Source organism: Streptomyces sp. YS415 (genome assembly GCF_023544665.1).
Lineage (GTDB): Bacteria > Actinomycetota > Actinomycetes > Streptomycetales > Streptomycetaceae > Streptomyces.
The window spans coordinates 24,961-38,799 of sequence record NZ_JAMJFL010000044.1 but is presented as its reverse complement, the minus strand read 5'-3'; the positions used below and the strand labels follow the sequence as shown (position 1 = coordinate 38,799).

At 73.8% G+C, this 13,839-nt stretch carries 10 protein-coding genes and 1 tRNA gene; 6 read left to right on the top strand and 5 right to left on the bottom strand.

All coding sequences use genetic code 11. The annotated features are described in order from the left end of the window. Positions 1 to 73 precede the first annotated feature (73 nt). Positions 74 to 418, bottom strand: coding sequence for a cupin domain-containing protein (locus tag M8H82_RS33720; protein WP_250079065.1), 345 nt, complete (start codon positions 416 to 418; stop codon positions 74 to 76). Positions 419 to 540: 122 nt separating this feature from the next. Here M8H82_RS33720 and M8H82_RS33715 point away from each other — a divergent pair, with 122 nt between their 5' ends. From M8H82_RS33715 to M8H82_RS33700, 4 genes are all read left to right on the top strand, one after another. After that, positions 541 to 1,620, top strand: a complete 1,080-nt coding sequence (locus M8H82_RS33715) for a maleylacetate reductase (protein ID WP_250079063.1) — start codon at positions 541 to 543, stop codon at positions 1,618 to 1,620. A 91-nt stretch (positions 1,621 to 1,711) separates the two neighbouring features. Continuing rightward, a tRNA-Pro gene (locus tag M8H82_RS33710) sits at positions 1,712 to 1,785 on the top strand. Positions 1,786 to 1,954: 169 nt separating this feature from the next. Next, positions 1,955 to 5,689 (top strand): S8 family serine peptidase, encoded by a 3,735-nt coding sequence (locus tag M8H82_RS33705; RefSeq protein WP_250079060.1) that lies wholly within the window; start codon positions 1,955 to 1,957, stop codon positions 5,687 to 5,689. Positions 5,690 to 5,826: 137 nt separating this feature from the next. Further along, positions 5,827 to 6,819 carry a helix-turn-helix domain-containing protein gene (locus M8H82_RS33700; protein ID WP_250079059.1) on the top strand — a complete coding sequence of 331 codons (993 nt, stop codon included), beginning with the start codon at positions 5,827 to 5,829 and terminating at the stop codon, positions 6,817 to 6,819. A 69-nt stretch (positions 6,820 to 6,888) separates the two neighbouring features. On the opposite strand, the gene M8H82_RS33695 is transcribed toward M8H82_RS33700, so the two are convergent. Genes M8H82_RS33695 through M8H82_RS33685 form a run of 3 tightly spaced genes read right to left on the bottom strand, consistent with a single transcriptional unit; the run spans position 6,889 to position 9,613 of the window. Further along, positions 6,889 to 7,458 carry a hypothetical protein gene (locus M8H82_RS33695; RefSeq protein ID WP_250079057.1) on the bottom strand — a complete coding sequence of 190 codons (570 nt, stop codon included), beginning with the start codon at positions 7,456 to 7,458 and terminating at the stop codon, positions 6,889 to 6,891. After that, the gene (locus tag M8H82_RS33690; RefSeq protein WP_250079055.1) at positions 7,455 to 8,909 is read right to left on the bottom strand and encodes a HAMP domain-containing sensor histidine kinase; all 1,455 of its coding nucleotides are present in this window, start codon (positions 8,907 to 8,909) and stop codon (positions 7,455 to 7,457) included. The genes M8H82_RS33695 and M8H82_RS33690 overlap by 4 nt, the downstream gene beginning before the upstream one ends. Positions 8,910 to 8,920: 11 nt before the next feature. Then, positions 8,921 to 9,613, bottom strand: coding sequence for a response regulator transcription factor (locus M8H82_RS33685; RefSeq protein ID WP_250079051.1), 693 nt, complete (start codon positions 9,611 to 9,613; stop codon positions 8,921 to 8,923). 139 nt (positions 9,614 to 9,752) lie between these two features. Here M8H82_RS33685 and M8H82_RS33680 point away from each other — a divergent pair, with 139 nt between their 5' ends. Continuing rightward, entirely contained in the window at positions 9,753 to 10,571 is an 819-nt protein-coding gene (locus tag M8H82_RS33680) for a DUF3152 domain-containing protein (RefSeq protein WP_250079049.1), read from the top strand. Between the two features lie 120 nt (positions 10,572 to 10,691). On the opposite strand, the gene M8H82_RS33675 is transcribed toward M8H82_RS33680, so the two are convergent. Beyond that, positions 10,692 to 11,777: a M12 family metallopeptidase gene (locus M8H82_RS33675; RefSeq protein WP_250079047.1), complete on the bottom strand. Its 1,086-nt coding sequence runs from the start codon at positions 11,775 to 11,777 to the stop codon at positions 10,692 to 10,694. Between the two features lie 97 nt (positions 11,778 to 11,874). Here M8H82_RS33675 and M8H82_RS33670 point away from each other — a divergent pair, with 97 nt between their 5' ends. Further along, positions 11,875 to 13,644, top strand: a complete 1,770-nt coding sequence (locus M8H82_RS33670) for a LuxR C-terminal-related transcriptional regulator (protein ID WP_250079045.1) — start codon at positions 11,875 to 11,877, stop codon at positions 13,642 to 13,644. The last annotated feature ends 195 nt before the right edge of the window (positions 13,645 to 13,839 follow it).

Genomic DNA, 13,839 nt, shown 5'->3' with positions numbered 1-13,839 from the left:
CGGCCCGGGGAACCGGGCCGCGTCCATCTCGCCGCGCCCGCGCTGGAGATCCGGGGCACCACGGCCCCGCCGCTCACAGATTGATCGCGTACGCCTTGCGCAGCGTCTCGTGCACCGTCCAGGTCGTACGGTCGCCCGCGCGCAGCACCGCCATGTCGCCCGGGCCCACCGTCAGCGTCGGCCCGTCCTCGACCTCGATGGTGGCCGAGCCGCTGATCACCACGAACAGCTCGTCCGCCTCGGTGTCGGTGACCACGCCCGGGGTGATCTGCCAGATTCCCCGGAGCTGCCGGCCGTCCGCCGATTCCCAGAGCACCTTCCCGGTCACCACGGGCGTGCCGGAGACGATCTGCTCGTGCGCGAGTGGCTCGGGTTCGAGCGCGGCGTCGGGGACGTGGACGACGAAACTGTGGTTCATGCCAGGACCTTAACCAGCCGGAGTGGATCAGCGCCGTCGACAGACTGTGCGGTATCCACCCGGCCAGGAGGACACTTCGTCGCGGCCGACGGCGGCGGACGACGATCGGAACAGGAGTGATCGTGAACGACCAGGACCCCCTCTCCTTCACCCACGAGTCCGTGCCCGTGCGGATCGTGCTGCTAGCGGGCGCCGCCGTCACCGCGACCGCCGAGGAGGCCCGGCGGCTCGGCCTGCGACGGCTGCTGGTGCTCTCGGGCCCGCGCGGCGCCGACACCGCGCGGGCCGTCGCGGACTCCCTCGGCCCGCTCTGCGTCGCGGTGCACCCCGAGGCGCGAAGGCATGTGCCCGTCGAGGTGGCGGCCCGGGCCGTCGCGGCGGCGCGCGCGGCGAACGCCGACGGATGTGTCGCCGTCGGCGGCGGCTCCTCCATCGGCCTCGGCAAAGCCGTCGCCCTGCGCACCGGCCTGCCCCTGATCGCGGTGCCGTCCACCTACTCCGGCTCGGAGATGACTCCCGTCTGGGGCCTGACCGAGCACGGCGTCAAACGCACCGGCCGCGACCCCGTCGTACAGCCGCGCAGTGTCGTCTACGACCCCGAACTGACCCTCTCCCTGCCGGTCCCGCTCTCCGTGGCCAGCGGCGTCAACGCCATCGCGCACGCCGTCGAGGCCCTGTACGCGCCGGACGCCTCGCCGCTGACCCGGCTGACGGCCGAGGAGGGCATCCGGGTGATGGCCGCGGCCCTGCCCGAGGTGGCCGCTGACCCCGGGTCGGTCGAGGCCCGCGGGCGCGCCCTGCACGGCGCCTGGCTGTGCGGGACCAGCCTGGGCGCCGCCACCATGGGCCTGCACCACAAGCTGTGCCATGTCCTCGGCGGCTCCTTCGGCCTGCCGCACGCCGAGACGCACACGCTGGTGCTGCCGCACGTCCTCGCGCACAACGCGCCCGCGGCCCCCGGGGCCGCCGCTGCCGTGGCCCGGGCCCTCCGCACGGACGACGCCCCGCGCGCCCTGTGGGAGCTGCCCCGGCGCCTGGGCGCCCCCCGCTCCCTGGCCGAACTCGGCCTGGCCGAGACCGACTTGGCGCGGGCCGCCGCCCAGGCCGCGGGCGAGGCGACCGTCAACCCGCGCCCGGTGACGACGGACGGGGTACTCCAGGTGCTGCGCGGGGCGTACGAGGGAGCGCCCCCGGGGGAGTGAGCCGTACTCCAAGCCGTTGCCGCAGCCGGAAGCATCCGGCCGCGTGCGGTAAGGTTCACCTGCGTGTCTCGCGGCTTGACGCGAGGGGCACCGGGACGTGGCGCAGCTTGGTAGCGCACTTGACTGGGGGTCAAGGGGTCGCAGGTTCAAATCCTGTCGTCCCGACTCGAAGGAGTCGTACGGCAACAGGCCGCATCGGGAGACATCCGATGCGGCCTTTTCCATGCCCCGTCGCCCGCAATGCCGGGTTCACGGCTGGCAATCCCTTGCCATGGCGAGGACTTGCCGCCATGAGGCCTTCACCAGGGTGTTCACCGGCCGGTAGACCCATGGCATGCACACCCCCTCTGAAGCTTCCGCCTCCCGGCGCAGGCGCCGGCAGCTGATCGCGGCGGCCACCGCGGTGCCCCTGCTGGCGTCGGGGCTCGCCCTTCTGCAGGCGCCCGCACAAGCCGCCCCGACCAGGCCCGCCGTCCCCGCCGAGGCCACGGCGACCCACCGGGTCACCCTGATCACCGGTGACGTGGTCACGGTCACCACCACGGCCGACGGCAAACAGAGCGCCGATGTCGACCGGCCGGACAACGCGACCGGAGGTGTGCGGTTCCAGCAGACCGGCGGTGACATCTTCGTCATCCCGGACGAGGCCGCGGCGCTGCTCGGCGCGGGCACGCTCGACCGGCGGCTGTTCAACGTCACCGACCTGATCGAGATGGGCTACGACGACGCCAAGTCGCCCTCGGTGCCGCTCATCGCGACGTACGCCCCCGCCAAGTCCCGTGCCGCCGTGGAGCCGACGGCTCCGCGCGGCAGCAAGCTGACCCGCGAGCTCAAGGGCATCGGCGGGGCCGCGCTCAAGGCCGAGAAGGGGCGGGCCCGCACCTTCTGGAAGACCGTCGCGCCGCGTGACGGCGAGGAGTTGGGCGCGGGCGTGGCCAAGCTGTGGCTCGACGGCCGGGTGGAGGCCAACCTGAAGGAGAGCGTGCCGCTGATCGGCGCCCCCGAGGCCTGGGCCGCCGGATACACCGGCAAGGGCGTCAAGGTCGCCGTGCTCGACACCGGCATCGACGCCGGTCACCCCGACTTCGACGGCCTGATCGACGACACCGCCAGCTTCGTGCCGGGGGAGACCGTCACCGACGTCAACGGACACGGCACCCATGTGGCCGGGACCATCGTCGGCTCGGGTGCCGCCTCCGGCGGCGACCACAAGGGCGTCGCCCCCGACGCGGACCTCGTCGTCGGCAAGGTGCTCGGCGGCGAGGAGGGCTACGGCCAGGACTCCTGGGTCATGGCCGGCATGCAGTGGGCCGCCGAGTCCGGTGCGGACGTCGTCAACATGAGCCTCGGCAACTCCTATCCGACCGATGGCAGCGACCCGATGTCGCAGACGGTCGACGCGCTGTCCGAGCAGTACGGCACCCTGTTCGTCGTCGCCGCCGGCAACGCGGGCCCGGAGACCGTCTCCGCCCCGGGCGCGGCGGCCTCCGCGCTGACCGTGGCCGCCACCGACAAGGAGGACCGGCTCGCGCACTTCTCCAGCACCGGCCCGCTCGCCGGGTCCGGCGGGATGAAGCCGGACATAGCGGCGCCCGGCGTGGACATCACCGCGGCCCGCTCGCAGGAGATGACCGACGGCGGCGACGGCCTGTACCGCACCATCAGCGGCACCTCGATGGCCACCCCGCACGTGGCGGGCGCGGCGGCACTCCTGGCCCAGCAGCACCCGGACCTGACCGGCGCTCAGCTCAAGGAGCACCTGATGAGCACCGCGAAGGGCCTGGCCGAGGGCTACTCGCCGTACGAGGTCGGCACCGGCCGTCTCGACGTGGCCGCCGCCGCGCGCGCCACGGTCCGCGGCACCGGGTCGCTGTTCTTCGGCAACCACACCTGGCCGCACCAGCCGAGCGACGTACCCGTCACCAAGGACCTGACCTACACCAACACCGGCTCCGCCGACGTCACGCTGGAGCTGGCGGCGACGGACGAGGGCGGCCCGTTCACGCTGGGCGCTCGCACGGTGACCGTCCCGGCGGGCGGCACGGCGACCGTCCCGGTGACCGGGGACCCGCAGGCCGCGCCGGCCGGCCGGCACGTCGGCCATGTGACGGCCACCGACGCGGCGACCGGACAGCCGGTGGCCCGTACCTCCGTGGCACTGCTGAAGGAGGAGGAGCGCTACGACCTGAACATCAAGCTGGTCGGCCGGGACGGCAAGCCCGCCTCCGGTCAGGTCACGATCAATCTGGCGGGCGACCTGTGGCCGTGGACGATCGACGTCGACGGCTCGGCGACGATGCGCATGGCACCCGGCCGGTACACCGTCGCGGCGCATCTCCCGGTGACCGGTGAGCAGCCCGACCGCTCGGGTCTGGCGGTCCTGGTCGACCCGGAGACCGTGCTGAAGGACGGCTCCGCGGACGTGGTGCTCGACGCGAGCAAGGCGCACCTGCTGCAGACGGAGGCGCCCCAGCGCACCGAGGACCGCCAGCGGAAGGTCGACTTCAACGTCCACTACGACGGCCACGACCCGTTCCTGGACTTCCGCGGCGGTTACCTCCTGCCGCCGACCTACGACGACGTCTACGTCGCCCCCACGGAGGCGATGAAGCAGGGCGAGTTCACGCTGATCACCCGCTGGCGCAAGGGCGAGCCGATGCTCGGCCTGAGCACGCCGGGCGGCCGCAGGCACTTCGAGACGCTGGTGCAGCAGGGCAGCCCCGTGGGCACCGCCACGGACCGGCTGGACGCGGTCCACGCGGGCGACGGCGCGCCGGCCGACTACGAGAAGGTCAGCGCCGAGGGCAAGCTCGTCGTCGTCGAGCGCAGCGACGAGGTCTCGCCGCAGGAGCGCGCCGAGGCCGCGGCCGCGGCCGGCGCGAAGGCGCTGATCGTGGTCAACGACGGTGTCGGCGGCCTGCTGGAGTACGTCGGCGAGTCGAGCATCCCGGTCGCCTCGGTCCACCGCGACCAGGGCAGAGCCCTCATCGCGCTGGCGGAGGCGGGCAGCGGCAGACTGACCGTCAAGCAGACCGAGTACACCCCTTACGTCTACGACCTGACCCGGGACTACCCCGGCCGGGTGCCGGACCGCGCCCTGGTCTACAAGCCGGCCAAGGACGACCTGGCCCGGATCGAGGCCCGCTACTACTCCGCCACCGACGGCGGGCCGGCGGAGGGCTACCGCTCCGACTTCACCCTCGACCCGTCGTTCAACCTCCCCGAGCGCGAATGGCACCCGGGCACCCGCACCGAGTGGGTTACCCCGGGCCAGGTGTGGCGGGAGTTCCACGCACAGGGCATCGACGGAGACCTGCCCTGGGTGATGGTGTCGGGCGACAACACGTACACCAAGGGCAGCACCACCCGGCACGACTGGTTCGCTCCGGTGATCCGGCCGGGCCAGGGCGAGTCCTTCGGCGTCTACAACTCCCGCTGGCAGAACTACATGACCTGGAACGTGCAGGCGTGGGCGTCCGCCAGCGACAACATGCGGCTCGGTGGCTTCCTGCCGTGGGGTGAGACCCCGTCCCACCTGCGGGTCTTCCAGGGCGACACGCTGATCCACGACAACCCGGTCGGCGGGGACATGCAGTGGGTGGAGGTCCCGGCGGGCCACCTGCCCTACCGCGCGGTCCTCGACGTGGAGCGGCCCGGCGACGTCTTCCGGCTGTCGACGCGCACCCGCACCGAGTGGAGGTTCATGTCCGACACCGTCGACTCGGACCGCTTCGAGCGGTTCTCGGTGCTCAACCTGGACTACGGGCTGGAGACCGACCTGCACGGCGACGTGAAGGCCCACGCCACCCAACGGATCACGCTCGAACCGGTGTCCATGGACGGCGGCACGGTGCCGGGCAGCGTCACCGAGGTGAGGCTGGACGTCTCCTACGACGACGGCGCCACCTGGCAGAAGGTGACCCTGACCCGGGGCGCCGGGGGTGCCTGGACGGGTGAGTTCAGGACGGCGAAGAAGCCCGGCGGCTTCGTGTCGGTCCGCGCGAGCGCCGCGACGGACAGCGGCTACAGCGTCGAGAACGAGATCATCCGGGCGTACGGCCTGCGATGAGCTCCACCGACGGGCCCCGGGGAGCCGACTCCCCGGGGCTCTTCCCCTCGCACCCGCTCCCAGCAGGGACTATTCAAGTTCTGCCGCCATGGCGCATACTCTCCCCGCTGCGGCGAGCGGAAGAGAGTCGATCACCGATGCTGGACGTCCTGGGGCTCGGGCCCGAAGACGAGCGTGTCTACCGGGCGCTGCTCGGACGGCCGCATTCCACCGCGGTCCTGCTCGCGGATCTCCTGGTCCTGCCGCAGGCGCCCGTCGACAAGGCCCTGGCCCGCCTGCTCGACTGGGGTCTGGTGACCAGGTCGGCGGACGACCGGTACACCGCCGCGCCACCGGCGATGGCGCTCGGGGCTCTCATCAGCCAGCGCCGGGACGGCCTGCGGATGGCCGAGCAGGCACTGGTCACCCTCGCCGAGGAACACCGGGCGGCGATGACCGGGAACAGCATCAGCGAGCTGATCGAGGTCGTCACCGGCGTCGACGCCATCCGCCACCGTTTCCTCCAGGTCCAGCAGGCGGCGCGCACGCAGGTGCGGTCCTTCATCACGGCACCGTTCGTCGCGCTGCCTCCGGACGAGAACACCGCCGAGCCGATGGCCCTCGGCCGCGGGGTGCTCTTCCGGGCGGTACTGGACCGCGCGGTGCTGGCCGAGCCGGGCATCGTCCAGGACGCGATCCAGTCCCTGCGCAACGGCGTGCTGCTGCGGGTCGCCGACCGCCTGCCGATGAAGCTCGTGCTGGCCGACGCCGACCTCGGCCTCGTCCCCCTCGCGGTCACCCCGGCCGGCGAGCCCGGCGCCGTCCTGCTGCACCGCAGCGGCCTGCTGGACGCGCTGGACGCGCTGTTCGAGACGGTGTGGCGCACGGCCCACCCGCTGGAGCTGTCGGACACCGGCGACGCGGCCGAACCCACCGTCGAGTGCGCTCCGCAGGGCCCGACCGACGTGGACCGCCAGATCCTCGCGCTGCTCCTGGCCGGCCTGACGGACCTGTCTGCCGCGACCCAGCTCGGGCTGTCCCCGCGCACCCTGCACCGGCGGCTGCGTCACCTCATGGACATGGCCGGAGTCCGGACCCGCATGCAACTCGGCGCCCACGCCGTCCGCAACGGCTGGGCGGAGCCCCTGTGAAGGCCGGCCCACGGCGCTGAACGCGGGCAGCCACGGACGCCAGGCCCTCGCCGGCCACCCCGGCAGGACCTAGGCGTCCGGGCACCGCACGCCGCTCGACTCCACCCGCCGCCCGCCCGCGCCCGTGACCGTCACCGGCACCGGTTCGGCCCCCGGGTCGGCGACGCGCTGCGCCGCGGTGGCCGTGCAGATGATCTGGGCCGCGACGAGATCGCTCAACCTGCCTGCCGACAGGGCGAGCCGGACGGTGATCCCGTCCTCCCGCTCGGTCACCGTCATCAGGTCGGACGGGCTTTGCCTCCGCGGCGGTGGGCCCGGGCCGTCCGTGGCGGTGGGGATGGGCGTGGCGGTGAACGGGCCCGACGGCAGCGGCAGCCGCGTGGTGATCCGCTTGCCGCGCTCCAGGTCCGTCGGGCCCATCAGCAGCGTCTCCAGGGCCTTGGCGACATCCACCGGCGCGGTGGTGCGGCGGGGAACGGCGGCCAGGGTGCCGTCGACGACGTAGTAGACCCGGATCATCGGCGGCACCCCGCTCGCCGGACCGCCCGCCTCCACGACTCCGGTGGTGGGGATGCCGCAGGAGGTGAGCGCGCACAGGGCGGCCGGCCACAGCGCCGCGAAGCGCCGTCGGGGCGTCATGAGCCGCTGCCCGGGGCCGGCTCGTCGCCGGGCAGGGGGAGTCGTACGGTGAAGACGGCGCCGCCTTCGGGCCGGTTCGCCGCGCTGACCGTGCCCCCGTGCATGCGGACGTTCTCCGCGGTGATCGCGAGGCCCAGTCCGCTGCCCTCGGTCCGGGTGCGGGCGGCGTCGGACTTGTAGAACCGCTCGAAGACGTGGGGCAGCACGCTGTCGGGGATGCCGGGCCCGCTGTCCAGCACCTCGATCACGGCGAGCCGGTCCCCGCCCGACAACCGCAGGCGCACGGGACGCGCGCCGTGCCGCAGGGCGTTGCCGACCAGGTTGGCGACGACGACGTCCAGGCGGCGCGGGTCGACCCGGCCGCGCAGGGTGCCCGGCGGGGGCAGGTCGCAGTCGACGAGGCCGGTCCAGGCGCGCGCGGCGAGGGTGCGCCGCAGTGACTCGGCGAGGTCGATCTCGTCGAGGTGGAGCACCACCGCGCCCGCGTCGAAGCGGGAGATCTCCATCAGGTCGTCCACCAGGCGGGTCAGCTTCACCGTCTCCTCGCTGATCAGGCGGACCGCGGTCGCGGTGTCCGGGTCCAGCCGGGCGGCGTCCTCGTCGAGGACGTCGGTGACCGCCGACATCGCGGCCAGCGGGGTGCGCAGTTCGTGCGACACGTCCGCGGCGAACCGGCGGGCCCGTGCCTCCATGCCGCGCAGTTCGGCCACCGACTCCTCCAGCGCGGCGGCCGTCTCGTTGAAGGTGTGCGACAGGTCGGCCAGTTCGTCGGAGCCGTTGACGGCGAGCCGGGTGTCCAGTCGGCCCTCGGCGATGCTCCGGGTGGCGCGGCGCAGCGCCCGTACCGGCCGGAGCACCCCGCGTGCGGCGAGCAGCGCCAGCAGCACGGCGAGCGCCAGGGCGGGCACGGTGGCCCGCTGGGCGGCGCTGACCAGGGCGTCGACGTAGGCCCGTTCCGTGGTCTGCGGCACCGTCAGGAAGACGGACACCCCGGAGGGGTGGCGGCCTCCGTCGGACGAGGCGAACATGACCGACATGCCGACGACCAGCGAGGTGTGGTCGCCGTCGGCCACCCGCTGGAACACGGTCGCCGTCCGGGAGCGCACGGCGTCGCGCAGGGCGGGCGTCAGCTCCTCGAAGGCGTCGTCCGGGGCGGAGGTGGCGCTCAGGTCGCCGTAGGTGGCCAGGACCCGCCAGGTCCCGGAGGGGTCGGCGCCGGCCACGTCCGTCGCGAACCGCGCCAGTGCGTCCTCGCTCGGCGGGAAGGAGAGTTCCTCGGAGAGCCGGCCCACCTGGGTGCGCAGCAGCTGGATCACCGTGTCCTGGCTCTGCTGGAGCACGCCCGTGCGCGCCTCACGGAAGGTCAGGGCGCCGGTGGTGGCGGCGGTGACGGCGGCGACCAGCGCGAAGGCCACCACCAGCCGCGTGCGCAGTCCGCGCAGTTGTGGCACCCGGGGCCGCCTCACCGGGCCGCGAACCGGTAGCCGAAGCCGCGCACGGTCTGGATCCAGCGCGGCTCGCGCGACGGTTCGCCCATCTTGGCGCGCAGCCGCTTGACGCAGGCGTCCACCAGGCGCGCGTCCCCGTGGTAGCTGTGCTCCCAGACCGCCTCCAGCAACTGCTGGCGGCTGAACACCTGGCCGGGGGAGGCGGACAGGGTGAGCAGCAGCCGCAGTTCGGACGGGGCGAGCGCGATCGGCACGCCGTCGCGGGCGACCGAGAGACCGGCGCGGTCGACGGCCAGCTCCCCGTAGGTGTCGATCTTCGGGATGCCGGGCTCGCCGGGCGAGCCGCCCGCCCTGCGCAGCACGGCACGGATGCGTGCCTGCAGCACCCGGGCCTGGACGGGTTTGACCACGTAGTCGTCGGCGCCCGCCTCCAGGCCCACGACGATGTCCTCGTCGTCGCCCCGCGCGGTCGCCATGATGATCGGCAGGGTCTGGTCCAGGGCGCGTATCTCGCGGCACACGTCCAGGCCGGGCAGGCCGGGGAGCATCAGGTCCAGCACCACCACGTCCGGCCGGAACGACCGCACCCGTTCCAGACCGTGCTCCCCGGTCGCCTCGGCGGCGACCTCATGGCCCTGGCGGCGCAGGGCGAGCGCGACTCCCTCCCGCACGGCGCGGTCGTCTTCGATCAGCAGAACGCGTGGCATGCGCTCAGTATCCGTACGGCGGCCGACGACCCGGCACTTTGTTACGGGATGATCATATGAACCCGCACTGCGGGCCGCGTTATCGTTTCGTTATTATTTGGGCCCGGTCCGATCACATGGCGGTCACAGCCTGGCCGACATGACCACGCGCACCTCTCGTTCTCCCCATGGCCGTCGGCGGGGCGGCCCGTCCCATGCCTCTCCGCGCAGGCGGCGCGGGGCGGTGTGGGGCGGGCTCCTGGCCCTGGCCGTGCTCGGGGCCTTCGGGTTCGCGGCGACGGACGACGGGGGCGGAGCGCACGCCGACCCGGCCGGGCCCGCCGGGACCCTTGATGCGACGCGCGGCGCACAGCCCTCGTCCTCGCCCTCCTCCGACCCGCCCGGGCCCGGCATCCCGTCCACCGGACCGGGCACCTTCACCGCCGCCGCCGGCTCCGGCGCCAAGGCGGGACCGGGCACGGCCCTGCGCTACCGGGTCGAGGTCGAGGACACCGTCGACCTCTCCGCCGCCGACGTGGCCCGGCAGGTGGAGCGCGTCCTGGCCGACCCGCGCGGCTGGACCGCGGACGGCCGCTCGGCGTTCCGGCGGGTGCCGAGCGGTCCGGCCGACTTCGTCGTGAAGGTCGCGACACCCGGCACGGTGGACCGGATCTGCGGACAGTACGGGCTGGACACCGGCGGCGAGTACAACTGCAACGTGGAGCGGAACGTGATGGTGAACCTGGAGCGCTGGCTGCTGGCGACCCCCGTCTACGCCGAGGACATCACGGCCTACCGCGCTCTGATCATCAACCACGAGGTCGGCCATTTCCTCGGCCACGGCCACGTCGGCTGCCCGGGCCCCGGAGAGCCCGCGCCCGCGATGATGCAGCAGATCAAGGGCCTGCACGGCTGCGTACCCAATGTCTGGCCGTACGACGAGGAGGGCCGGTACCTGACCGGCCCGGCCGTTCCCTGACCTCGGCGGACAGAGCACCGCGGCCGGGGACGTCACCCTCCCCCGAAGGCGACGTCCCCGGCCACTCCCCCGGCGCCGGACTTGTGGTCCGTCCGCCCGCGTACGGCTGTACCCGTGCTGTTACCAGCACATCACCGCGGTCTCCCCCGATCCCCAGGTGGAGTACAGACGCACACGGACGAAGTAGCGGCGGCCCTTGACGAGATGGGCCCTGATCGTGGCGTTCCCGGCCGCGCCCCCGTCGTCCCGGCCGGTGAGAAAGCGGGGTTCCCCGTCCCGCTCCTCGAAGACGACCACCACGGCGTCGCTGTCGCCGAACGTGGCCAGCGTGTACTCACGCGTCTCCGGCGGCTCGACGGCGAAGTCGGCCTGCTCGCCCGGGCCGAGAGCGATCGGCGCCGAGCGGAACGGCACCAGCGCGGGCGGCCGGGGAGGGCCGGCCGGCGGGTACCAGCGCAGGACGTACTCCTTGTCGGCGGGGGAGAGCGCGCCGGGCGGGTGCAGACCCGCGCGGAACTGCTCCGGCTCCAGGATGAGCCCCGCCTCGAAGGGGTACTGCATGATCGACTGCGGGTCCCAGACGGAGCCGTTGACCTCGTCCGGGTCCAGCTTGCGCAGGATGTTGAAGAACGTCGTCTCCCGGCTCCAGAAGTTCGGCGGACCCGCGAGGTCCGCGAAGACGGTCTCGTCGTCCCAGTGGATACCGGCGAACGGGCTCTGGTGCTCGTGCAGCATGCCCAGCGCGTGCCCGATCTCGTGCAGGGCCGTGCCCCGCTCCGACGGCGCGGTCAGGTCCCAGCCGAAGTTCATGGTCCGTTCGTTGAGGCCGACCTGGAGCGCGTCCTTGCCCACCGTCGACCACGAACCGTCACCCAGCTGGAACCCGATCCGCACCTCGGCTTCCGAGCGGTCGAAGACCTCGGCGAACGACACCCCGATACCAAGGCCCTGCCACTCCCGGAAGCACTCGCGCACCACGTCCTGCTGCTCCTTCGAGCCGACCCACGACACCCGCCGGGACCCCCCGGTCCCCGGTACGGGAATCACGGACGCGTCATTGTCGCCGTCGAAGAAGTAGTAGTGCAGGACCGTGTGGTTGACCCACATCCGGCGTCCGCCGATGAGCGCACGCTGCCGCTCGGCGGTCAGCCCCGGTGCCAGAACGGGGGCCGACTGCTGCGCGAGGGAGCAGTAGCGAGCGGTCATGGGCCAAGGTTGCCGTCGGCGGCGGCCGGGCGCCTGAGTCGGGGGCTACTCAAGTCACCCTGTATCAGGGGTGAGTAAGGGAGCTCTTGTAGGTGTGATGACATTCGAACGGGATGCGAAGACCCTGGAACTGCCCTGGCCGTTCACCGGACGGGACAGCGAAGTCGAGCTGATCCGCCGGTCCCTGTCCGGGGGCCGGCACGGCATCGTGGTGACCGGAAGCGCGGGCTGCGGCAAGACGCGGCTCGCCGCCGAGGCGACCCGTGGCGCCGACTGCGCCAAGGTGGCCGGCACGCCCGAGGCCCGCACCATCCCCTTCGCCGCCTTCGCGCACCTGCTGCCCGAAGAGGTCACCCTGCACCGGGCCGTGCAACTGCTCTCGTCCGTACGCCTGTTGGTCGTGGACGACGCGCACCTGCTCGACGACGCCTCCGCCGCCCTCGTCCACCAGCTGGCCGTGCAGGGCCGCACCCGCCTCGTGGTCGTGGCCACCGAGGGGGCCCCCGCGCCCGGGGCGATCTCCCGCCTCTGGACCGGCGAGCTGCTGCCCCGCCTCACCCTGGACCCGCTGCCCCCGGAGGAGACGGCACACCTGCTCGGCGGCGACCTCGAACCCCTCACCGTGAACCGGCTGCACCGGCTGTGCCAGGGCGACCTGCGGCTGCTGCGCGACCTGCTCGGCGCGGTGCGCGAGCGCGGACTGCTCACCCGGGTCCCGGGCACGGACGGCCGGGCCTGGCGGGGGCCGGTGCCCCTGACGGCGACCGTGCGCGAGCGCGCCGCGCACGTCCTGGAGCGCGCCCACCCCGAGGAGCGCGAGACCCTCGAACGCCTCGCCTTCGGCGAACCCCTCGCCCCCGACATGGACCACTTCGACCTGTGGGCCCTTGAGCGCCTGGAGGCCGGCGGACTGGTCCGCATCGACGACCGCGGTGCCGTCCGCCTCGCCCACCCCCTGCACGGCCCGGTGCTGCGGGCCGCGGCCGGCCGGCTCCGGGCGCGGCGCCTGGCCCGCACCCCGGACCAGTGCGCGGCGGCCCTGGACGCCGAGGCGGCCGTACTGGCGCGCAGTGTCCGCCTGGCCGACGTACGGGCGGTGTCGGCGCCCGTGGGGGAGTGGCTGGTGGACGAAGGGGCGCGGGTCCCGGCCGGATACGCGGCCGTACGCGCCCGGTTCGCCCGCATCGGCGGGCGGCTGAGGGAGGCCGAGGCATGGGCCAGGGAGGGCCTGCGGGACGCGCCGGAGGACCCGGGCTGCCGCGACGAACTCGCCCTGGCGGTCGCCCAGTCGGGCGAGGTGACGGCCGCCGCCGACGGCGCCGGGGACGGCTGGCCCGCCGTGGCGCGCGGGGACATCGACACCGCGCTGGCCACCGTGGGGCCCTACGACGCCGTACGCCTCGGCGCGCCCGAGCGGGCCGCCGGACGCCTCGACGGAGTCTTCGCGCAGCACGCCGACGCGCTCACCCGCGGCGACGGGCCCGCCCTCGACCGGGCCGCCGAGGCGCTCCAGGAGCGCGGGCTGCTGCTGTACGCGGCCGAGGCCCACGCCCAGGCCGTACGGGCCCACCGCGACCCGCGCGCCGCCCGCACCTCCCGCACCCGTGCCGTCGCCCTCGCCCGCCGCTGCCAGGGCGCCCGCACCCCGGCCCTGTCCGGCCTGGTCCTCGGCGAACTGACGGCCCGGCAACGGCAGATCGTCACGCTGGCGGCCGCGGGCCTCAGCAACCGCCAGATCGCCGAACGCCTGACCCTCTCCGTCCGCACGGTCGGCAACCACCTCTACAGCGCCTACGCCCGCCTCGGCGCCAGCGACCGGGGCGCACTGCCCTGGCTGGTGGACCTGCCGACCGCACAACCGGCTTGAGGGAGAGGGCCGGCTGCTCCGGCGCGGAGGGCATCCGCCCGGCCCGGGTGGCGCCGACAGACGGGCGCGACCGCGGAGCGCGCGTCGTGGGTCGGCGCGGCGAGCGGGCCGGGTGCGTCGGGGGCTGCGCGCTGTCCTGCCCGGGCGGCGGCCGGAGTCGGCAGGTGCGCGCAACATCCGCCGCGGGTGGGCCGC

Bases quoted from the DNA above. Each gene is read 5' to 3' on its own strand.
- M8H82_RS33670 (WP_250079045.1), top strand. From the start codon at position 11,875: ATGACATTCGAACGGGATGCGAAGACCCTGGAACTGCCCTGGCCGTTC.
- M8H82_RS33705 (WP_250079060.1), top strand. From the start codon at position 1,955: ATGCACACCCCCTCTGAAGCTTCCGCCTCCCGGCGCAGGCGCCGGCAG.
- M8H82_RS33680 (WP_250079049.1), top strand. From the start codon at position 9,753: ATGACCACGCGCACCTCTCGTTCTCCCCATGGCCGTCGGCGGGGCGGC.
- M8H82_RS33720 (WP_250079065.1), bottom strand. From the start codon at position 418: ATGAACCACAGTTTCGTCGTCCACGTCCCCGACGCCGCGCTCGAACCC.
- M8H82_RS33675 (WP_250079047.1), bottom strand. From the start codon at position 11,777: ATGACCGCTCGCTACTGCTCCCTCGCGCAGCAGTCGGCCCCCGTTCTG.
- M8H82_RS33695 (WP_250079057.1), bottom strand. From the start codon at position 7,458: ATGACGCCCCGACGGCGCTTCGCGGCGCTGTGGCCGGCCGCCCTGTGC.
- M8H82_RS33700 (WP_250079059.1), top strand. From the start codon at position 5,827: ATGCTGGACGTCCTGGGGCTCGGGCCCGAAGACGAGCGTGTCTACCGG.
- M8H82_RS33685 (WP_250079051.1), bottom strand. From the start codon at position 9,613: ATGCCACGCGTTCTGCTGATCGAAGACGACCGCGCCGTGCGGGAGGGA.